This window comes from Bacillus sp. cl96 (assembly GCF_900100505.1).
In the GTDB taxonomy this organism is placed as follows: Bacteria; Bacillota; Bacilli; order Bacillales; family Bacillaceae_G; genus Bacillus_A; species Bacillus_A cereus.
In genome coordinates this window covers 82051-103400 of sequence record NZ_FNDM01000009.1, presented here as the reverse complement: position 1 = coordinate 103400, position 21350 = coordinate 82051, and the positions used below count along the sequence as shown (strand labels likewise).

The window sequence follows — 21350 nt, the reverse complement described above, 5'->3', positions numbered from 1 at the left end:
GAGGTGAAGAGTTATGAAATTACGTGCGAACCGTGTGGGCGAGCAAATGAAAAAAGAATTAGGCGATATTATCAGTCGTAAAATTAAAGACCCACGTATTGGATTTGTTACAGTAACAGATGTACAAGTGAGTGGTGATTTACAAATTGCTAAAGTATATATTTCTGTTTTAGGTGACGAAGAACAGAAAGAAAATACTTTAAAAGGTTTAGCGAAGGCAAAAGGCTTTATTCGTTCAGAAATTGGCCAACGTATTCGTCTTCGTAAAACACCGGAAATTACCTTTGAGTTTGATGAGTCTATCGGATATGGTCATCGAATTGATACACTTTTACATGAAATTAATAAAGACGGTAAACGTGAAGAATAATGGATAGACATTTGTCTATCCATTTTTTCAATGCAAAATAAGTTTTGGATATTTAATACGAAAGAATTATGATGAGGTGAACATATATGGAAGGTGTAGTATTATTACATAAGCCAAAAGGCATGACATCACATGATTGTGTATTTAAATTAAGAAAGATATTGCGAGAAAAGAGAATTGGTCATACGGGAACATTAGATCCAGATGTAACAGGAGTATTACCAATTTGCGTTGGAAGAGCAACGAAAATTGCACAATTTTTAACAAGTGAAACGAAAACATATGAAGGTGAAGTAACATTAGGGTTTTCAACGACAACTGAAGACGCTTCTGGTGAGGTTGTTGAAACGAAAAATGTAGATCGTACTATTACTCGTATGGAAGTAGAGAAAGTCCTTGCGGAATTAACAGGCACGATTGAACAAATGCCACCAATGTTCTCGGCTGTAAAAGTAAACGGGAAAAAATTATATGAATATGCAAGAGCAGGACAAGAGGTGGAACGTCCAGTTCGTACAATTACAATTCATGAATTCGTATTACTTGATGATCGTGAAGTTTTTGAAGGAGAAAATATTTCATTCCGTTTCCGTGTAACGTGTAGTAAAGGAACATATGTAAGAACGTTAGCTGTAATGATCGGGGAGAAACTTGGTTTCCCATCACATATGTCTCACCTTGTAAGAACGGCATCTGGTGAATTTTTATTAGAAGATTGCATATCATTTGAAGAAATTGAAGAAAACGTGCAAAATGGAACAGTAGAGTCTATCTTCATTTCAATTGATGAAGCATTAAGTAAGTTTCCAAAAATGGTTGTAGATGAAAAGCAAGCAGAGAAAATAAAGAATGGTATGTTCTTAAAGAATGAATTAGAAATAACAGCACCATTTATTACAGTGTTTGATAAAAATGATCGTTGCTTAGCAATTTATGAACATCATCCGAAACATCCTGGCATGTTAAAGCCGATGAAAGTACTTGTGAATAATCAAGAACTAAAGCTATAATGAATTATTGGAAGGATTATTACAGAAAAAGGTGAATTCAAGCGTGAAACTTATTCATTTAACTCATCCACATGAACAAAATAAATTAGAATTACCACCTACTGTAATGGCATTAGGATTTTTTGATGGCATTCATTTAGGACATCAATGTGTAATTCGAACTGCGAAAAAAATAGCGGACGAACGAGGATATAAAAGTGCAGTTATGACATTTCATCCTCATCCATCTGTTGTTTTAGGGAAAAAGGATGCGCATGTGGAGTATATTACACCAATGCGTGATAAAGAAAAAATAGTCGAAAGCTTAGGAATCGATATATTATATGTGATTAAATTTGATGAATCATTTGCAGGGTTATTACCGCAACAATTTGTAGATGATTATATTATTGGTTTAAATGTAAAGCATGTAGTAGCAGGGTTTGATTATTCATATGGACGTTTAGGAAAAGGAAAGATGGAGACTTTACCATTTCATGCAAGAGGGGAGTTTACACAGACTGTGATTGAAAAAGTTGAATTTCAAGAAGAGAAAGTAAGTTCTACAGCATTACGAAAGTTAATTCGAAATGGCGAAATGGAGCAAATTCCATCTATTTTAGGTAGAGCCTATACTGTAGCGGGAACAGTTATACACGGCGACAAACGTGGGCGTCAAATTGGTTTCCCGACAGCTAATGTAGGTTTAAGTGATGAGTATTTATTGCCACCTGTAGGTGTTTATGCAGTGAGATTAAAAGTTCACGATGAATGGTACGATGGTGTATGTAATATTGGATATAAACCGACTTTTAAAGAAGATGAGCGTCAATTATCAATTGAAGTGCACTTATTTGAATTTAACAAAGATATATACGATCAAAATGTTACAGTAGAGTGGCATATGCGTATAAGAGCAGAAAAGAAATTCAACGGTATTGATGAGTTAGTTGAACAAATCGCAAAAGATAAGAAAACAGCACAAGAATATTTTATGAGCGAAAAGAATATACTTGCTTTTTCAAATGAAAAGTAGTATTCTATGTTATGTACTTTATGACAACCATTGCTTGGCATTGCGACTCACCGACGCTTGCTAGGTAATTGGGGGTTTAATTAATAGGAGGTGAAATAGGATGGCTTTAACACAAGAACGTAAAAATGAAATCATTGCACAATTTAGAACTCATGAGACTGATACTGGTTCTCCAGAGGTTCAAATTGCTGTCCTAACGGAGCAAATTAACACTCTAAACGAGCACTTACGTACTCACAAGAAAGATCATCATTCACGTCGTGGTCTATTAAAGATGGTTGGTAAACGTCGTAACTTACTAACTTACCTTCGTAATAGCGATATCACACGTTACCGTGAATTAATCACAAAGCTTGGCTTACGTCGATAGTCAAAGAAGCGGGAATATTCCCGCTTTTTTGTTAGGTAAAAATATATCTTCTACGCTTTATAGCTTACTTAATTTTAGGCAATACTAGAGGTAGAATATTGTGATATACTATCCATTTACATAGAAGAATTGAATACTTTAAATTGAGAGGGGTACTTAAATGAGTCAAGAAAAGCAAGTCTTCTCGATAGATTTAGCTGGTCGCCAGCTAACAGTTGAAACTGGTCAGCTTGCAAAACAAGCGAACGGAGCAGTATTAGTAAGATATGGCGATACAGCGGTTCTATCTACAGCAACTGCATCAAAAGAAGCAAAAAATGTAGATTTCTTCCCACTTACAGTAAACTATGAAGAGCGTTTATATGCAGTCGGAAAAATTCCTGGCGGTTTTATTAAGCGTGAAGGTCGTCCAAGTGAAAAAGCAATTTTGGCAAGTCGTTTAATCGACCGTCCAATTCGTCCGCTATTCGCAGATGGCTTCCGTAACGAAGTACAAGTTGTCAGCATTGTAATGAGTGTTGATCAAGATTGTTCTTCTGAAATGGCAGCTATGCTTGGTTCTTCATTAGCGTTATCGATTTCAGATATTCCATTTGAAGGTCCAATCGCTGGTGCGACAGTTGGCCGTATTAATGGCGAATTCGTTATTAACCCAACAGTAGAACAGCAAGAACAAAGTGATATTCACTTAGTTGTAGCTGGTACGAAAGATGCGATTAACATGGTTGAAGCAGGAGCAGATCAAGTACCTGAAGAAACAATGTTAGAAGCAATTATGTTTGGTCATGACGAAATTAAACGTCTAATTGCATTCCAAGAAGAGATTGTACAAGCTGTAGGTAAAGAGAAATCAGAAGTGAAACTTTATGAAGTTGACGCTGATCTTAACCAAGCTGTACGTGAAATGGCTGAAGAAGATATGCATTCAGCAATTCAAGTACATGAGAAACATGCACGTGAAGATGCCATTAACGAAGTGAAAAAGCGTGTTATTGAGCATTACGAAGCGCAGGAAGCTGACGCTGATACATTAGGACAAGTAAATGAGATTTTATATAAAATTGTAAAAGAAGAAGTACGTCGTCTTATTACAGTTGAAAAAATCCGTCCAGATGGCCGTAAAGGTGACGAAATCCGTCCATTAGCATCAGAGGTTGGTATTTTATCTCGTACACACGGTTCTGGTTTGTTCACTCGTGGACAAACACAAGCATTAAGTATTTGTACATTAGGTGCATTAGGCGATGTGCAAATTTTAGATGGTCTTGGTGTAGAAGAATCAAAACGCTTTATGCACCATTACAATTTCCCATCATTTAGTGTTGGTGAAACAAGACCAATGCGTGGACCAGGTCGTCGTGAAATCGGTCACGGTGCACTAGGAGAACGCGCACTTGAGCCTGTAATTCCATCTGAAAAAGATTTCCCATACACAGTACGTCTTGTATCTGAAGTTTTAGAATCAAATGGTTCTACTTCACAAGCAAGTATTTGTGGTAGTACTTTAGCAATGATGGATGCTGGTGTTCCACTTAAAGCTCCAGTTGCAGGTATTGCAATGGGTCTAGTTAAAACTGGTGAGCATTACACAATTTTATCTGATATTCAAGGTATGGAAGATCATTTAGGTGATATGGACTTTAAAGTAGCAGGTACAGCACAAGGTGTAACTGCACTACAAATGGACATTAAAATCGATGGTCTATCTCGTGAAATTTTAGAAGAGGCATTACAACAAGCGAAAGTTGGTCGTGTGCACATTCTAAATCATATGTTATCTGTTATTCCAGAGCCACGCACTGAATTATCAGCGTACGCTCCAAAGATTATTACAATGACAATTAATCCAGATAAAATCCGTGACGTTATCGGACCGAGCGGTAAACAAATCAATAAAATTATTGAAGAAACTGGCGTTAAAATTGACATCGAGCAAGATGGCACAGTATTCATTTCTTCAATAAACCAAGAAATGAACGACAAAGCTAAGAAAATTATCGAAGATATCGTTCGCGAAGTACAAGTAGGTGAAATCTACGAAGGAAAAGTGAAACGTGTTGAGAAATTCGGTGCTTTCGTTGAATTATTCAGCGGTAAAGATGGATTAGTTCATATTTCTGAACTTGCACTTGAGCGTGTAGGTAAAGTAGAAGACGTTGTAAAAATCGGTGATGTAATTACAGTTAAAGTTATCGAGATTGACAAGCAAGGTCGCGTAAATCTATCTAGAAAAGTATTGCTAAAAGAAGAGCAAGAAAAAGAAGCTGCTAAAGAAGAAAACAAACAAGAGCAGCAATAAGTAAAAGCCAGTTTAACTGGCTTTTTTTGTTATGTAAAAATATGATTTATATATATTTTTATGTCAGCATAGGTATAGTTTTCATTATAACGCTCAAATTAACAAAGATAAGAAGAAAATGTTTTTATATAGTTAATTTGGGAGGGTTTATATGAAAGTTCGTATATTGGCATACATATGTATATTTTCTTTATATGTCAGTTTAGGCTCTTATTCTGTTTTTGCACAAGATAACTTGCATGAAGAAATTCAAAAGCATGCAAAAAAGTATGAGATTGCACCTCAAAATGCGATGATTGATAAAATATGGAAGGCAACACCTGGATATAATGGAAGACAAGTGGATATTGAAGCATCGTATAATAACATGAAGAAGCTAAAGGAATTTGATCAAAAATATCTTGAATTCAAAGAAGTCTCACCGAGTGTTCATTTAGAAGATTTATCACCCGCTCCAATTTATAGAGGCCATCCAAATAAAAAAATGGTAGGATTAACAATAAATGTGGCATGGGGAAATGAGTATTTGCCTCGCATATTAGAGATATTGAAAAAGCATGATGTGAAGGCCACTTTCTTTTTAGAAGGACGTTGGGTGAAAGAAAATTTACGATTTGCAAAAATGATTGTCGATGCAAATCAAGAAGTCGGAAATCATTCTTATACGCACCCTAATATGAAAACGCTATCGTCTGATGAAATACGAGAGCAGTTACAAAAAACAAATCGAATGATAGAAGTAGTAACGAATCAAAAAGTAAGATGGTTTGCCCCGCCGAGTGGAAGTTTTCGGGATGAAGTCGTGAAAATCGCTGATGATTTCCAAATGGGAACGATTATGTGGACTGTCGATACAATCGACTGGAAGCGACCTGAGCCAGATGTACTATTGCAGAGAGTAATGAGAAAAATACACCCAGGTGCTATCGTATTAATGCATCCTACTTCGTCAACGGCAGAAGCATTAGATACAATGATTAAAAAATTGAAGGAACAAGGATATAAAGTGGGGAATATAACAGAATTACTGGATGAAAAACGTGTGGATTAAATACATTTGCATGACATTCATCCTTAAACTTGTTATCATTAAATAATAGCACTTATTTAGAGAAACTGGCAGTAGGAGGAAAGTTTTTGATTAAAAAATATACTTGTAAAAATGGTGTAAGAATAGTTATGGAGAATATACCAACTGTAAGATCGGTTGCGATTGGTATTTGGATCCATGCGGGATCAAGAAATGAAAATGAAAAAAATAACGGGATTTCTCACTTTTTAGAGCATATGTTCTTTAAAGGGACAGAAACACGTAGTGCACGAGAGATTGCAGAATCATTTGATAGCATTGGTGGTCAAGTGAATGCATTTACTTCAAAAGAATATACATGTTACTATGCAAAAGTATTAGATGAGCATGCTAAATATGCTTTAGATGTTTTAGCAGACATGTTCTTTAATTCAACATTTGATGAGGAAGAACTGAAAAAAGAGAAGAATGTCGTATGTGAAGAAATTAAAATGTACGAAGATGCTCCAGATGATATTGTGCATGATATGTTAACGAAAGCAACATATGAAACGCATCCACTTGGATATCCTATTTTAGGAACAGAAGAAACGCTTAATACGTTTACAGGTGATACGTTACGTCAATATATAAAAGATCATTACACACCTGAAAATGTAGTTGTATCAATCGCAGGAAATATTGATGAAGCATTTTTACAAACAGTGGAGCAATATTTCGGTAGTTATGAAGGAACAACAAACCGTGAACAAGTACATAGCCCAATTTTCCATTTCAATAAGGTAGCCCGTAAAAAAGAAACGGAACAAGCTCATTTATGTCTAGGATATAAAGGCTTACAAATGGGACACGAAGATATTTATAACTTAATTGTATTAAATAATGTTTTAGGCGGTAGCATGAGTAGCCGTTTATTCCAAGAAGTACGTGAGCAACGTGGATTAGCTTACTCAGTATTTTCTTACCACTCTTCTTATGAAGATACAGGCATGTTAACACTTTACGGTGGAACAGGTAGCCAACAATTAGATACATTGTATGAAACAATGCAAGAAACATTAGAGACATTGAAAAATACAGGTATTACAGAAAAAGAGCTTATGAATAGTAAAGAGCAATTAAAAGGAAACTTAATGTTAAGTTTAGAAAGTACAAATAGCCGTATGAGCCGTAACGGTAAAAATGAATTGCTTCTTCGTAAACATCGTTCACTTGATGAGATTATTGAAAGTGTAAACACTGTAACAAAAGAAAATGTGGACGGATTAATTCGCAATATGTTTACTGACGAGTTCTCTGCGGCACTTATTAGTCCAGACGGAAAACTTCCAAAAGGAATAAAACTATAATCAATTTTTACGATGTATAAAAAATAACCTTCTCTCTTTTTAAATGAGAGAAGGTTATTTTTTTTATACATATAGAATAGGTACTAATTATAGACAATGCAAATGAAAAATTCAGTAGGGGAGTGGAGTGTGTATGCGATTAAGTGAATTAAGTGGTAAAGAGGTTGTAGATATAGAAAAAGCGGAAAAAATGGGAGTCTTAGGTTATATGGATTTAGAGATTAATGAGAAAGACGGGCAAATACAAACACTTATAATACCTGTAGGGAAGTGGGGAGGTTTTAAAAAGGAACCACAAGAAGTAAGGGTGGCATGGAGTCAAATAAAGAAAGTCGGACACGATATGCTTCTTTGTGATAGTATAGATCGTTCAAATTCGGAGTGAAGGATGGCCATTTTGGTCATCTTTTTTTGTATCTACATAGAAACCTGATAAATCATATGTGCATTTGGATTTTCAATCACCATAAACTCGTACATTACATATGATGTGGAGGAAAAAGAAAAAGTAGGCACTTTTCTTATAAATGACAGAAAAAGAAGGTGAATTAGGGAATGTTGACTGAGATGCATATTGCTGTCATAGGAGGAGATGCAAGGCAGCTAGAAGTAATTCGTAAGCTAGTTGAATTGGATGCGAAACTTTCTTTGATAGGTTTTGATCAGTTAGATCATGGTTTCACAGGGGCAGCAAAAGAAAGTATACAAAATTTAGATTTCACTTCTGTAGACGCAATTATTTTGCCGGTTGCCGGTACAAATGCCAAAGGAGAAGTAGATACTATTTTTTCAAATGAAAAAGTTTCAATAACGAAAGAACAAATTGAAAATACACCAGAACACTTTACTATATATTCAGGTATTGGTACACCTTACTTGGAAAATCTCGTATCTACTACGAACCGAAAACTTGTTAAATTATTTGATCGTGATGATGTAGCAATATACAATTCTATTCCAACGGTAGAAGGTACATTAATGATGGTAATTCAACATACCGACTATACAATTCATGGGTCCAATGTAATGGTTCTAGGATTTGGTAGAACAGGAATGAGTGTTGCGAGAGCATTTCAATCATTAGGAGCCCATGTCAAAGTTGGAGCAAGACGATCTGAACATATTGCACGTATTACAGAAATGATGTTTTCTCCTTTTCATATGCAAGACATAGAGAAAGAAGTAGGAAATATCGATATTGTAATTAATACGATTCCACACCTCGTTGTAACAGCGAATGTTATTGCAAAAATGCCAGCTCATACGTTAGTGATTGATTTAGCTTCTAAACCAGGCGGTACCGACTTTAGATATGCAGAAAAAAGAGGAGTCAAAGCATTGCTAGCACCTGGATTACCAGGTATTGTTGCCCCAAAAACGGCTGGGCAAATCTTAGCAAATGTTCTTTCTCAGTTATTAGCAGCAGATGCAATCGCAAAGGAGGAGGAAAAGAAATGAGTTTGAAGGGGAAACGAATTGGTTTCGGATTTACAGGTTCACATTGTACGTATGAGGAAGTTATGCCGCACTTAGAAAAATTAATTGCTGAAGGAGCAGAAGTACGTCCTGTTGTTTCATACACTGTTCAATCAACAAATACTAGATTTGGAGAAGGAGCAGAGTGGATTAAGAAGATTGAAGAAATAACAGGTTTTAAAGCAATTAATTCAATTGTTGGAGCAGAGCCACTTGGACCTAAAATTCCATTAGACTGCATGGTAATCGCTCCTTTAACAGGAAATTCTATGAGTAAATTTGCAAATGCAATGACAGATTCTCCAGTACTAATGGCAGCAAAAGCGACGCTAAGAAATGGCAAGCCTGTCGTATTGGCGGTTTCGACGAATGATGCTTTAGGATTAAATGGGGTAAATCTCATGCGCCTAATGGCAACAAAAAACATCTACTTCGTCCCATTCGGTCAAGATGCGCCAGAGAAAAAACCGAACTCAATGGTAGCTCGTATGGAGTTACTGGAAGATACAGTATTAGAAGCGCTGCAAGGGAAGCAATTGCAACCGGTGGTCGTAGAAAAATTCAGATATATGAATTAAAAAACGAAAAAAAACGGACAATTTTTGATGAAACCATCATTCTTACTGTAGAATATGATAAAATTAACGTTATTAAGATTAGAAGGGGTATTGTATACTCCTTCTGATTCTAAGTTATAGAAGGATTGGTATCTAGAAAGGGGCATAGTGATGGAAAAGCAAAAAACTTTTCATGTCGCTGTAGTTGGAGCAACCGGCGCAGTTGGTGAACAAATGTTAAATACTTTAGAGAAACGAGAATTTCCAATCGGGAAATTAACGTTACTTTCATCTAAACGATCTGCAGGTAAGAAACTTGTATTTAAAGGCGAAGAATTTACAGTTCAAGAGGCAACTCCTGAAAGCTTTGAAGGAGTAGATATTGCACTATTTAGTGCTGGTGGATCTGTATCGAAACAATTAGCGCCAGAAGCAGCAAAACGCGGTGCGATTGTTGTTGATAATACAAGTGCATTCCGTATGACAGAAAACGTGCCACTTGTTGTACCTGAAGTAAATGAAAACGACTTAAAAGAACATAATGGTATTATTGCAAATCCAAACTGTTCTACAATTCAAATGGTAGTAGCTCTTGAGCCAGTTCGTCAGCAATATGGTTTAAAACGAGTAATCGTTTCCACATATCAAGCTGTATCAGGTGCTGGTGCGGCAGCTATTGAAGAACTGCATGAACAATCACAAGCAATCTTAAATGGCGAAGAAGTTAAGGCAAATGTTCTTCCTGTATCAGGTGATAAGAAGCATTTCCCAATTGCTTTTAATGCGATTCCACAGATTGATAAATTCCAAGATAATGGATTTACGTTTGAAGAAATGAAAATGATTAACGAAACGAAAAAAATTATGCATATGCCTGAATTAGAAGTAGCGGCAACATGTGTACGTTTACCAGTTGTATCAGGACACTCTGAGTCTGTTTACATCGAAGTAGAAAAAGAAGGCGTAACAGTAGCAGAATTAAAGAGCTTACTTGCAAATGCGGAAGGTATTGTTCTACAAGATAATCCAGAAGAGCAGTTATATCCAATGCCAGCTACTGCAGTAGGTAAAAACGAAGTATTCGTTGGAAGAATCCGTAAAGATTTAAATAACGATAAAGGATTCCATCTTTGGGTCGTATCTGATAACTTATTAAAAGGCGCTGCATGGAATTCTGTTCAAATTGCAGAGCGCTTAGTAAAATTACAATTAGTGTAAACGGCTAAGAGAAGGTGCAAAATATGAAAATAATTGTTCAAAAATTTGGTGGCACATCAGTACGTGATGACAATGGACGTAAGCATGCGCTTCATCATATAAAAAAATCATTAGCTGCTGGTTATAAAGTAGTTACTGTCGTATCTGCTATGGGCCGTAAAGGTGAACCATATGCAACGGATACGTTATTAAGTCTTGTAAATCAAGAGGAATCTACTATTTCTAAGCGTGAGCAAGATTTATTATTATCGTGTGGAGAGTTAATCTCTGCAATTGTTTTCTCTAATATGTTGAATGAGAACGGTATAAAAGCAGCAGCATTAAATGGTGCACAAGCTGGTTTTGTAACGAATGATGACTTTACGAATGCAAAGATTATTGAAATGAATTGCGATCGTATACATGAAGAGTTAGAAAATGTAGATGTAATCGTCGTTACAGGATTCCAGGGACAAACGAAAAAAGGTGATACGACAACACTTGGACGCGGAGGTAGTGATACTTCAGCTTCAGCATTAGGTGTTGCACTTCATGCTGAATACATCGATATATTCACTGATGTAGAAGGTGTTATGACTGCGGATCCTCGTATTGTAAAAGATGCACGTCATCTTCAAACTGTAACGTATAACGAAATTTGTAACATGGCTTATCAAGGTGCGAAAGTCGTTCATCCACGTGCAGTTGAAATTGCGATGCATGCAAAAGTGCCACTTCGTGTACGTTCTACGTATTCTGATAGTGAAGGTACGCTTATTTCAGCATATGACGGTGCTACAAGAGGTCGTGATGTAGAAGAACGTCCTGTTACAGGCATTGCCCACGTATCAAACGTAACGCAAATTAAAGTGCTTGCAAAAGAAACGGCATATGATTTGCAACAACATGTGTTTAAAGAGATGGCGAACGAAGGAATAAGTGTTGATTTAATTAATATTTCACCTACTGGCGTAGCATATACGGTGAGTGATAATGTATCAAGTCATGCAGTTAAATTATTACAGAACCTCGGATATGAGCCAATTGTGACAGAACATTGTGCGAAAGTATCTATCGTTGGGGCTGGAATGGCAGGATACCCAGGGGTTACTGCGAAAATCGTTACAGCTTTAGCGGAAAAAGGTATTCAAATCCTGCAATCGGCAGATAGTCATACAACAATTTGGGTTCTTGTAAAAGAAACTGATTTAGTGGAGGCTGTAAATGCATTACATAGTGCGTTTGAGCTTTCAAAAGAAAAGCAACTGGAACAATAAGGAGTGAGACCATGATAGATTTTGGGACAATTGCAACCGCGATGGTAACACCGTTTGATATAAACGGGAATATCGATTTTGCAAAGACAACGAAATTGGTAAATTATTTAATTGATAACGGTACAACAGCAATCGTGGTAGGAGGAACGACAGGAGAATCTCCTACATTAACTTCAGAAGAGAAAGTAGCGTTATATCGCCATGTCGTATCTGTTGTCGATAAAAGAGTGCCCGTAATCGCTGGAACAGGTAGCAATAATACGCATGCTTCTATTGACTTAACTAAAAAGGCAACAGAAGTTGGTGTGGATGCAGTAATGCTAGTAGCACCGTATTATAACAAACCGAGTCAAGAAGGAATGTATCAGCATTTTAAAGCAATTGCTGAAAGCACGCCGCTTCCGGTTATGCTATATAACGTTCCAGGACGATCTATTGTACAAATCTCCGTTGATACAGTTGTTCGTTTATCAGAAATAGAAAACATTGTTGCTATTAAAGATGCCGGCGGCGATGTGTTAACAATGACAGAAATCATTGAAAAAACAGCGGACGACTTTGCGGTATACAGCGGTGATGACGGTTTAACGTTACCAGCTATGGCAGTTGGAGCGAAAGGTATCGTTTCGGTAGCCTCTCATGTTATCGGAAACGAAATGCAAGAAATGATTACAGCATTTCAAGCAGGAGAATTTAAGAAGGCGCAAAAATTACATCAATTACTTGTAAGAGTAACTGATTCATTATTTATGGCGCCAAGTCCAACTCCAGTAAAAACAGCGTTACAAATGGTTGGATTAGATGTAGGTTCTGTACGTTTGCCACTTCTTCCATTAACAGAAGAAGAAAGAGTAACGTTACAATCTGTAATGCAATCTATCCCTCGTTAATAAAAAATGACCTAGTGTAGAACTAGGTCATTTTTTATTATATGCAAATCTTTTCCTCTTTTTCTTACTTATACGTGTTCTTATAAGAATATTAATCGCTTCTTCATTATGTGTATAAGAAAATAATCGTACCCCTTTAACTGAGTCAAAAAGTGATAGATATTATGGCATAAACGTAATAAACTACGGTGTCTGTTTTTAGAGAAATCCCCTCAAATGTGACGTAATTCATAAAAAAACTCCATTTTGTAAGTGTTTTTGTTGGATTCTAGAAAAATAAATCTTGAAACTCCCTATTATGAAATGAATTTAGCGTATGTATGGCTAGTTCTTCAAAATAATATGGAGTATAAAATCGGAGTAAATATAAAGGAAATACGTTCGATACTTTTGTTGTCATTCCGTTCTTTTCCTCTTTCTTTCGCACGATTTAACTTGTGTTCTATTTCTTGTATCAGGTATAATATGGCTAAGTAGCTTAGTACGGGTATGCTTAGCAAAATTGGGAAAAATTATAATTTAATTAAATTTTCATATCATATCGAATAAGATATTTGATTTATATAATGAAAGAGAGGTGAAACCTGGTTTAAAAAATAAACAAGGACATGATATCGCATAACGGTAAGGACATTCGTCTTGGACGGTGAAAATATGGTGGTTGTAGAGTTTCCCCTGGTGTCTCTGCAATTTTAGTGAAATCAGTGTTTGCAAGATTTTTAAACCAGGCAACAACATGAAGAGAAAAGAGAATGAGTCTGTTAAAGTATTTGCTCTTGGTGGAGTAGGTGAAATCGGGAAAAACATGTACTGTGTTGAAATTGATTCTGAAATCTTTATCGTAGATGCAGGGTTAATGTTCCCGGGAGATGAAATGTTTGGAATTGATATCGTTATTCCTGATATTACATATTTAGTGGAAAATCAAGAGCGAGTAAAAGGTTTATTTATTACTCACGGTCATGAAGATCATATTGGTGGAATTGTGTATGTACTTCGTAAATTATCTATTCCAGTCTATGCAACGAAATTAACAGTAGGACTTATACAAGAAAAACTTGGTGAAGCGGGCATGTTAGGCCGTGTAGACCTAAAAACAATCGATTCAAATTCAACAGTAGAATTTAACACTACAACGGTGTCATTCTTCGGAACGACACATAGTATTCCGGATTCTGTTGGCGTTTGTTTCCATACATCAAAAGGTGCAGTCGTATATACGGGAGACTTTAAATTCGATCAAACTCCAATTGGAAATAGTGGAGCAGACCTTGGTAAAATGGCACAAATCGGAAATGAAGGCGTACTTTGCTTATTATCTGATAGTACAAACGCAGAGCGCCCAGGCTATACAGGTTCAGAAAAAGAAGTTGGTGTAGAAATCTCTAAAGTGTTCTACGGCGCAGAAGGTCGCATTATCGTTGCTTCATTTGCATCGAATGTACATCGTATTCAACAAGTATTTGATGCAGCTGCTGAAACAGGGCGAAAAGTAGCAGTAGTAGGACGTAGTATGGTGAAAGTAGTAGACATTGCAAGACGTCTTGGTTATTTAGATATTCCAGAAGGTATGGTTATTTCATTACAAGAAGTAGACAACTTCCCAGAGAAAAAGGTAGCTATTTTAACGACAGGTAGTCAAGGTGAACCGATGGCTGCTCTATCTAGAATGGCAAAACAAGCGCATAAACAAATTTCAATTCGTAAAGGTGATACTGTTATCATTGCTGCTTCGCCAATTCCGGGTAATGAAATATCTGTATCAAAAATTATTGATTTGTTATTTAGAGCTGGAGCTGAAGTTGTTTATTACGGCGAACGAAAAGTTCACGTGTCAGGTCACGGTAGCCAAGAAGAATTAAAATTAATGTTAAATTTAATGAAACCAAAGTACTTTGTACCCGTACATGGTGAGTTCCGTATGCAAAAAGCACATGCATATTTAGCTGAAGATGTAGGTATTACAAGAGAAAATATCTTTATCGTAGAAAAAGGCGATGTAATTGCTTTTGGTGACGATGAAGCAAACTTAGTCGGTAAAGTACAAGCTGGTAATGTTTTAATTGATGGATTAGGTGTAGGTGACGTTGGTAATATCGTTCTTCGAGATAGAAAGATGTTATCTCAAGATGGAATACTAGTAGTTGTTGTAACGCTTGGTAAAGATGAAAAGAAAATTATCTCTGGCCCAGAAATCATTTCACGTGGTTTCGTATATGTTCGTGAATCAGAAGCGTTAATTGAACGATCTACAGAGATTGTACGTATGATTGTTGAGCAGTCAATTAAAGAATATTCAATTGAATGGTCAATGTTAAAACAAAATATTCGTGAATTATTAGGACAGTTCTTGTACGAAGAGACAAAGAGAAAACCTATGATTTTACCGATTATTATGGAAGTATAAAAAGATCACCCTTATGGGTGATCTTTTTTCTTTTTAACCCTATCGAATGAAATTTATAACTTAAGAAATAATAGTTATATACGAGTGAAAGGGGATGCGAAATGACAGAACGTGATCGATATACAAATGAAGAAAAAGAAACTGAGCCAAAAGAAGCTGGAAAAGAGGCTTCAATAGTTGAAAAAATTCAACAGCTTGGACAGACAAATGTACCACAGATGAATGAATCACGTATTCATTGTTTAACGATTATCGGACAAGTGGAAGGTCATGTTCAATTACCACCGCAAAATAAAACAACAAAATATGAGCATATCATTCCGCAAATTGTTGCGATTGAACAAAATCCGAAAATTGAAGGTTTGCTTTTAATATTAAATACAGTTGGAGGTGACGTTGAAGCTGGGCTAGCAATTTCTGAAATGGTAGCTTCACTTTCAAAACCAACAGTATCTCTAGTTTTAGGTGGGGGACATTCCATCGGTGTACCGATTGCTGTTTCTACTGACTATTCGTTTATTGCGGAAACTGCGACGATGACAATTCATCCAATTCGTTTAACAGGTCTTGTCATAGGTGTGCCACAAACATTTGAGTATTTGGATAAGATGCAAGAAAGAGTCATTCGTTTTGTGACGAAGCACTCGAAAGTAACAGAAGATCGTTTTAAAGAGCTTATGTTTGCGAAAGGAAATTTAACGCGAGATATTGGGACGAATGTAATTGGTGGGGATGCAGTAAAGTACGGTCTTATAGATGATGTCGGCGGTATTGGAAATGCGATTCGAAAATTAAACGAATTAATAGATGTTCGTGCGGAAGATAGTACAGAAGGGACAATGCTACAATGATTTTATATACAATTATGCCAGAGCAACTTGTGTATCCGGTCGATTATTCACAATGTGAAAGTCAAAAAGTTGTAAATATAAATGGTGTGGAATTAATGGTTTCTGAAGAGGAACATGGATGTTATTCTATTGTACGTGTGCTAAGTACGGACCCACTTCACTATTTAGAGTTTGAGCCCGGTCAGAAAATAACCTTTTAGCAAAAAGAAGGATTTTGTTTAGAAGCTATGGTATAATATAAAAAACAAGACGGTTGAGCAGCCATGAGTAGGCTGCTTTCTTCTGTTTATTTAGCATTTTACAAGAAGTGTAAAAATAGAAGATATAAAGACCAGAAAAATAGAGAAAACAGACATATAAATAGAGCGTTTTGAAGGGAGCTTTACTTATATGTAGAACACGAGGTGAAGAGATGGCAAAACAAAAGCAAAGAGGGACGAAGGCAAAGGCAAGACGTACGATAAAGCCAACTTTGTATTATGAAATCGTCGGTTTAACTCTTTTTGCACTTTCAATCATTACGATTTTACAGCTAGGCGTTGTAGGGAAATCGTTTGTGTTATTTTTTCGCTTCTTCTTTGGTGAGTGGTACATAATTGGTGTGTTAGGTGTAATAGCTTTATCGGTTTCCTTTGTTATAAAACGCGGATGGCCGAACCTTTTAAATAAACGATTAATTGGATTTTATTTAATTGTATTGGCGATATTAATGTTTAGTCATATTACATTATTTAACCTTCTTACAAAAGATGGAGCAGTGCAAAATACTTCTGTTATTGTGAGTACGAAAGATAACTTCTTTCTTGAAATGAAAAAGGGGCCAGATAGCGTTCATTTAGGTGGTGGTATGTTTGGTGCGCTTATGTTCGCAACATGTTACTTCTTATTTGACGAAGTAGGAGCTTATATCATTGGTATTATTCTAGTTATTCTCGGTATACTTTGTATAACAAATAAGCATATTGGAGAAGTGTTAGCTCCAGTTGGTAGAATTCTTAGAAGTCAGTTTCAAGTGATGCAAGGGGATTATAAAGATTGGAGAGCCAAAAGAACGGCTGAACAAACAGAAAAGAAAAAAACAACAAGAAGCACAAGAAGCAAACGTGCTGCAGAACAAGAAGAAATTATTGAGCCGATGGAAGAAATCTCAATTGATCCTCCGATTATTTCGAATTTCACTGAGAATTATCCTGTAAATGAAGAAGAGGATAAACGAATCGAAGTAGAGCAAGAAGAGTTGATCACTTCACCGTTTATTGAAGAGACTCCGCCAATTGAAGAACCAAAGAAAAAGCGTGGAGAAAAAATTGTTGAATCGTTAGAGAGTGAAGCGCAAGCACCTCCTATGCAATTTTCAAATGTAGAAAATAAAGATTACAAGCTTCCTGCGCTTGATATATTGAAATTTCCAAAGAATAAGCAAGTTACAAATGAAAATGCGGAAATTTATGAGAATGCTCGTAAATTAGAACGTACTTTCCAAAGTTTCGGAGTGAAAGCGAAAGTAACAAAAGTACATAGAGGTCCTGCAGTTACAAAATATGAAGTGTATCCTGATATGGGAGTAAAGGTAAGCAAAATCGTCGGTTTAAGTGATGATTTAGCCCTTGCTTTAGCTGCAAAGGACATTCGTATTGAAGCGCCTATTCCCGGGAAATCAGCTGTAGGAATTGAAGTTCCGAACTCAGAAGTCTCCATGGTAACGCTTAGAGAAGTTCTTGATTCTAAAGCTAACAATCATCCGGAAGAGAAGTTGTTAATAGGTCTTGGACGAGATATTACAGGTGAAGCTGTATTAGCCCGCTTAAATAAAATGCCCCATTTGCTAGTGGCAGGTGCGACAGGTAGCGGGAAAAGTGTATGTATTAACGGTATTATTGTTAGTATTTTAATGCGTGCAAAACCACATGAAGTAAAATTAATGATGATTGATCCGAAAATGGTAGAGTTAAATGTATATAACGGTGTGCCTCATTTGTTAACACCAGTTGTAACGGATCCGAAAAAGGCATCGCAAGCATTGAAAAAAGTTGTGAGTGAAATGGAGCGCCGTTATGAGTTATTTGCTCATAGTGGCACGCGAAATATTGAAGGATATAATGATTATATAAAAGAGCATAATAATCAGTCAGAAGCGAAACAACCGGAATTACCTTATATTGTCGTAATTGTGGACGAGTTAGCAGATTTAATGATGGTTGCTTCGTCGGATGTAGAGGATGCGATTATGCGTCTAGCGCAAATGGCTCGTGCTGCCGGTATTCATTTAATTATTGCAACGCAACGCCCATCAGTTGATGTAATTACGGGAGTTATTAAAGCGAATATTCCGTCACGTATTGCATTCGCTGTATCTTCTCAAACAGATTCTCGTACAATTCTTGACGGTGGTGGTGCAGAGAAGCTACTAGGTCGTGGAGACATGCTGTTTATACCAATTGGTGCATCGAAACCTGTACGTGTACAAGGCGCATTTTTATCAGATGATGAAGTTGAGAGAGTTGTAGAATATGTTATTGGACAGCAAAAAGCACAATATCAAGAAGATATGATTCCGCAAGATGTTCCTGATACGAAGCAGGAAGTAGAAGATGAATTATATGATGAAGCGGTTCAACTTGTAGTGGAAATGCAAACAGCATCTGTTTCTATGTTACAACGTAGGTTTAGAGTAGGTTATACGCGAGCTGCTCGCCTAATTGATGCAATGGAAATGAATGGTGTAGTAGGTCCGTATGAAGGGAGTAAACCGAGAGAAGTACTCATTAGTGATGTACAAGAAAAAAGTTCTTAAAAAAAGCCTAATTGTTTTTACAATTAGGCTTTTTTATATAGTGTTTTTGTTATATACTATACTCAGCGATAAAGAAAGGGCTTACATTTAGGGGTGCCCTTTAGAATACGAATACTTTGAGTATGTTTTATGTAAATGTTCGATATTTAATGCAGAAAAATGTTAGATTTTGTTGACACGTATGAGAGCAAGTGGTAAGATTACTTCGAAAAGAATCACTGCCTCATATAATCTTGGAGATAAGGTCCATAAGTTTCTACCTGGCAACCATGAATTGCTAGACTATGAGGGGAAAAGTGTGTAACAAAGGATGTAAAGGATCTTTGTGCCGAACTTTTTCTCGAAATGAGGAATGTTTATGGTGCAAAGTTTTTTTTATGCAATAAAGAGTGAAAATTTTATTTTAAAAAATTATTATTATTTATTCGACAATTGCACTTATTTTGGTGTTTAGTCATTTGTACTATGTTGTAAGTTGAAAAAAGAGAAAAGAAGTCTTACATCAGAGGTCGAATAATTGAAATGCGGGGGAGTCTTATGTCAGTAAAATCTGATAGTCGTCACCTATATCTACGGGTGATTGATCACATCAAAGAAAAAATTAAAGATGGCGCTTATAAAGAACGACAAAAGTTACCATCAGAGTTTGATTTAGCGAAAGAACTTGGCGTAAGTAGAGCGACTTTAAGGGAAGCGTTGCGTATTTTAGAAGAAGAAAATGTTGTCATTCGTAGACATGGTGTAGGGACATTTGTAAATGCAAAGCCATTATTTTCTTCTGGAATAGAACAACTTTCTAGTATTACAGATATGATTTCTAGTGTGGGGAAAACACCAGGAACAATCTTTTTATCATCATCTACTACAACTTTAACAGAAGAGGAAAAAGAGAAGTTTAATAGTGAAGATGGTTTTAATGCAGTGATGATTGAACGCGTGCGTACAGCAGATGGGGAACCTGTTGTGTATTGTATCGATAAACTTGCAAAAGAAATATTGCCAGACTTATCGGGTTACAATGAGGAATCATTATTAACGGTGATACATAATAACACGCATAAGCGCATAACATATGCGGTTGCTCACATTGAGCCAATTGGCTATCACCCTAAAATCTCACCAATTTTAGAATGTGAGCCTGAAACAGCACTGCTTGTATTAAAACAAATGCACTATGATCAAAATGATGAGCCAATCTTATATTCTATCAATTACTTTAGAGCTGATAAATTTAGCTTCCACGTATTAAGAAAGCGTATGTAGGTAAATTCCTTTTTAGGGAGGTGACAGCAAGAAGTAAGGAACAGCAGCGTAAGAATAAATAAATATATATCATTTTTGGAGGGGTTTCTAGTATGAAGAAAAAAGCAGGCCTTTTATTATCATTAACTTTAGCAGCAAGTACAGTTTTAGGTGCATGTGGTAACTCGGATAAGGCGAGCAGTGACAAGAAAGACACGAAAGACAATAAAGACTTCAAGGTTGGTCTCGTAACGGATGTTGGGGGCGTTGATGATAAGTCATTTAACCAATCTTCTTGGGAAGGGTTACAAAAGTTTGGTAAAGATAATGGTTTAAAAGAAAAGACAAATTATCGTTACCTTCAGTCTGAAAAAGAAGCTGATTATATTCCGAATTTAAAAAAATTCTCAAAAGATAAATATGATTTAACATTCGGAATTGGTTATAAATTAGAAGGTGCAATTAAAGAAGTAGCAAAAGAATCTTCAAAACAACAATTTGCAATCGTAGATACTGTTGTAGATGCACCGAACGTAACGAGCATTACGTTTAAAGATCATGAAGGATCATTCCTTGTAGGTGCGGTAGCAGCTATGTCAACAAAATCGAATAAAGTAGGATTTGTTGGTGGAATGAAAAGTGATTTAATTAGTAAATTTGAAAATGGATTTAAAGCTGGTGCAAAGGCAGTAAATCCAAACATTGAAATCGTATCTGAATATGCAGAAGCATTCGATAAGCCTGAAAAAGGTACAGTTCTTGCTTCAGCAATGTATGGTCAAGGCGTAGACGTAATTTATCATGCTGCTGGTGGTACAGGTAACGGTGTGTTCACAGAAGCGAAAAACCGTAAGAAAAAAGGTGAAAATGTTTGGGTAATCGGTGTTGACCGTGACCAACATCAAGAAGGTATGCCTGAAAATGTAACATTAACTTCAATGATTAAACGTGTTGATGTAGCAGTAGAAAAAGTAGCTAAAGAAGCAAAAGATGGGAATTTAAAAGGCGGGAAAATTGAAGAGTTTGGCTTAAAAGATGACGGTATTGGTATTTCAAAAACAACTGATAACGTGAAAAAAGTTAACCCTGAAATTTTAACAAAAGTAGAAGAGCTTGAAAAGAAAATTACAGCCGGTGAAATTAAAGTGCCAGCTACAGATAAAGAGTATAAAGAATATGAAGCTTCTCTAAAAAAATAAATAGAGAAATAGCAAAG

At 36.2% G+C, this 21350-nt stretch carries 19 protein-coding genes and 1 riboswitch; all 19 genes read left to right on the top strand.

The genetic code is table 11. The features are described 5' to 3' along the window. Positions 1–13 precede the first annotated feature (13 nt). The 19 genes from rbfA to BLT20_RS19430 all read left to right on the top strand — a co-directional run bounded on the left by rbfA (position 14) and on the right by BLT20_RS19430 (position 21333). Entirely contained in the window at positions 14–370 is a 357-nt protein-coding gene (gene rbfA, locus BLT20_RS19525) for a 30S ribosome-binding factor RbfA (protein WP_000776437.1), read from the top strand. 86 nt (positions 371–456) lie between these two features. Further along, a complete protein-coding gene (gene truB / locus BLT20_RS19520; RefSeq protein WP_000399352.1) occupies positions 457–1380 on the top strand; it encodes a tRNA pseudouridine(55) synthase TruB in 924 nt (307 codons plus the stop codon). A 43-nt stretch (positions 1381–1423) separates the two neighbouring features. Then, positions 1424–2395, top strand: a complete 972-nt coding sequence (gene ribF, locus BLT20_RS19515; RefSeq protein ID WP_000766706.1) for a bifunctional riboflavin kinase/FAD synthetase — start codon at positions 1424–1426, stop codon at positions 2393–2395. 100 nt (positions 2396–2495) lie between these two features. Continuing rightward, complete coding sequence (gene rpsO, locus BLT20_RS19510) at positions 2496–2765, top strand: 30S ribosomal protein S15 (protein ID WP_001229392.1); 270 nt, start codon at positions 2496–2498, stop codon at positions 2763–2765. A gap of 160 nt (positions 2766–2925) precedes the next feature. Continuing rightward, positions 2926–5064: a polyribonucleotide nucleotidyltransferase gene (gene pnp / locus BLT20_RS19505; protein WP_000076737.1), complete on the top strand. Its 2139-nt coding sequence runs from the start codon at positions 2926–2928 to the stop codon at positions 5062–5064. Between the two features lie 151 nt (positions 5065–5215). After that, positions 5216–6115 carry a polysaccharide deacetylase family protein gene (locus BLT20_RS19500; RefSeq protein ID WP_000868217.1) on the top strand — a complete coding sequence of 300 codons (900 nt, stop codon included), beginning with the start codon at positions 5216–5218 and terminating at the stop codon, positions 6113–6115. An 86-nt stretch (positions 6116–6201) separates the two neighbouring features. After that, positions 6202–7443: a M16 family metallopeptidase gene (locus BLT20_RS19495; protein WP_000592996.1), complete on the top strand. Its 1242-nt coding sequence runs from the start codon at positions 6202–6204 to the stop codon at positions 7441–7443. A gap of 133 nt (positions 7444–7576) precedes the next feature. Continuing rightward, entirely contained in the window at positions 7577–7828 is a 252-nt protein-coding gene (locus BLT20_RS19490; RefSeq protein WP_001239759.1) for a YlmC/YmxH family sporulation protein, read from the top strand. A gap of 170 nt (positions 7829–7998) precedes the next feature. Beyond that, positions 7999–8901: a dipicolinic acid synthetase subunit A gene (gene dpaA / locus BLT20_RS19485; protein WP_000954735.1), complete on the top strand. Its 903-nt coding sequence runs from the start codon at positions 7999–8001 to the stop codon at positions 8899–8901. Then, positions 8898–9497, top strand: a complete 600-nt coding sequence (dpaB, locus tag BLT20_RS19480; protein ID WP_000053596.1) for a dipicolinate synthase subunit B — start codon at positions 8898–8900, stop codon at positions 9495–9497. Before dpaA ends, dpaB begins: the two co-directional genes overlap by 4 nt. 150 nt (positions 9498–9647) lie before the next feature. After that, positions 9648–10694, top strand: coding sequence for an aspartate-semialdehyde dehydrogenase (gene asd / locus BLT20_RS19475; protein ID WP_000414846.1), 1047 nt, complete (start codon positions 9648–9650; stop codon positions 10692–10694). Between the two features lie 23 nt (positions 10695–10717). After that, a complete protein-coding gene (gene dapG / locus BLT20_RS19470; protein ID WP_000692451.1) occupies positions 10718–11950 on the top strand; it encodes an aspartate kinase in 1233 nt (410 codons plus the stop codon). 11 nt (positions 11951–11961) lie between these two features. Next, positions 11962–12840, top strand: coding sequence for a 4-hydroxy-tetrahydrodipicolinate synthase (dapA, locus tag BLT20_RS19465; protein ID WP_000564763.1), 879 nt, complete (start codon positions 11962–11964; stop codon positions 12838–12840). A 736-nt stretch (positions 12841–13576) separates the two neighbouring features. Next, positions 13577–15247: a ribonuclease J gene (locus tag BLT20_RS19460; protein WP_000823094.1), complete on the top strand. Its 1671-nt coding sequence runs from the start codon at positions 13577–13579 to the stop codon at positions 15245–15247. Between the two features lie 101 nt (positions 15248–15348). Continuing rightward, positions 15349–16098, top strand: coding sequence for a translocation-enhancing protein TepA (gene tepA / locus BLT20_RS19455; RefSeq protein ID WP_000139824.1), 750 nt, complete (start codon positions 15349–15351; stop codon positions 16096–16098). Continuing rightward, positions 16095–16298 (top strand): YlzJ-like family protein, encoded by a 204-nt coding sequence (locus BLT20_RS19450; RefSeq protein ID WP_000605036.1) that lies wholly within the window; start codon positions 16095–16097, stop codon positions 16296–16298. The genes tepA and BLT20_RS19450 overlap by 4 nt, the downstream gene beginning before the upstream one ends. Before the next feature lie 212 nt (positions 16299–16510). Continuing rightward, positions 16511–18892, top strand: a complete 2382-nt coding sequence (locus tag BLT20_RS19445) for a DNA translocase FtsK (RefSeq protein WP_001118780.1) — start codon at positions 16511–16513, stop codon at positions 18890–18892. Positions 18893–19095: 203 nt separating this feature from the next. Next, positions 19096–19197, top strand: a riboswitch (purine riboswitch). 232 nt (positions 19198–19429) lie between these two features. Continuing rightward, positions 19430–20155 carry a GntR family transcriptional regulator gene (locus BLT20_RS19435; RefSeq protein ID WP_000114182.1) on the top strand — a complete coding sequence of 242 codons (726 nt, stop codon included), beginning with the start codon at positions 19430–19432 and terminating at the stop codon, positions 20153–20155. Between the two features lie 92 nt (positions 20156–20247). After that, positions 20248–21333 (top strand): BMP family lipoprotein, encoded by a 1086-nt coding sequence (locus BLT20_RS19430; protein ID WP_000725771.1) that lies wholly within the window; start codon positions 20248–20250, stop codon positions 21331–21333. Positions 21334–21350 lie beyond the last annotated feature (17 nt).

Excerpts from the sequence above, each read along its gene's own strand:
- rbfA (WP_000776437.1), top strand. The coding sequence starts at position 14 with ATGAAATTACGTGCGAACCGTGTGGGCGAGCAAATGAAAAAAGAATTA.
- truB (WP_000399352.1), top strand. The coding sequence starts at position 457 with ATGGAAGGTGTAGTATTATTACATAAGCCAAAAGGCATGACATCACAT.
- rpsO (WP_001229392.1), top strand. The coding sequence starts at position 2,496 with ATGGCTTTAACACAAGAACGTAAAAATGAAATCATTGCACAATTTAGA.
- pnp (WP_000076737.1), top strand. The coding sequence starts at position 2,926 with ATGAGTCAAGAAAAGCAAGTCTTCTCGATAGATTTAGCTGGTCGCCAG.
- BLT20_RS19500 (WP_000868217.1), top strand. The coding sequence starts at position 5,216 with ATGAAAGTTCGTATATTGGCATACATATGTATATTTTCTTTATATGTC.
- BLT20_RS19490 (WP_001239759.1), top strand. The coding sequence starts at position 7,577 with ATGCGATTAAGTGAATTAAGTGGTAAAGAGGTTGTAGATATAGAAAAA.
- dpaA (WP_000954735.1), top strand. The coding sequence starts at position 7,999 with ATGTTGACTGAGATGCATATTGCTGTCATAGGAGGAGATGCAAGGCAG.
- dpaB (WP_000053596.1), top strand. The coding sequence starts at position 8,898 with ATGAGTTTGAAGGGGAAACGAATTGGTTTCGGATTTACAGGTTCACAT.
- asd (WP_000414846.1), top strand. The coding sequence starts at position 9,648 with ATGGAAAAGCAAAAAACTTTTCATGTCGCTGTAGTTGGAGCAACCGGC.
- dapG (WP_000692451.1), top strand. The coding sequence starts at position 10,718 with ATGAAAATAATTGTTCAAAAATTTGGTGGCACATCAGTACGTGATGAC.
- dapA (WP_000564763.1), top strand. The coding sequence starts at position 11,962 with ATGATAGATTTTGGGACAATTGCAACCGCGATGGTAACACCGTTTGAT.
- BLT20_RS19460 (WP_000823094.1), top strand. The coding sequence starts at position 13,577 with ATGAAGAGAAAAGAGAATGAGTCTGTTAAAGTATTTGCTCTTGGTGGA.
- tepA (WP_000139824.1), top strand. The coding sequence starts at position 15,349 with ATGACAGAACGTGATCGATATACAAATGAAGAAAAAGAAACTGAGCCA.
- BLT20_RS19450 (WP_000605036.1), top strand. The coding sequence starts at position 16,095 with ATGATTTTATATACAATTATGCCAGAGCAACTTGTGTATCCGGTCGAT.
- BLT20_RS19445 (WP_001118780.1), top strand. The coding sequence starts at position 16,511 with ATGGCAAAACAAAAGCAAAGAGGGACGAAGGCAAAGGCAAGACGTACG.
- BLT20_RS19435 (WP_000114182.1), top strand. The coding sequence starts at position 19,430 with ATGTCAGTAAAATCTGATAGTCGTCACCTATATCTACGGGTGATTGAT.
- BLT20_RS19430 (WP_000725771.1), top strand. The coding sequence starts at position 20,248 with ATGAAGAAAAAAGCAGGCCTTTTATTATCATTAACTTTAGCAGCAAGT.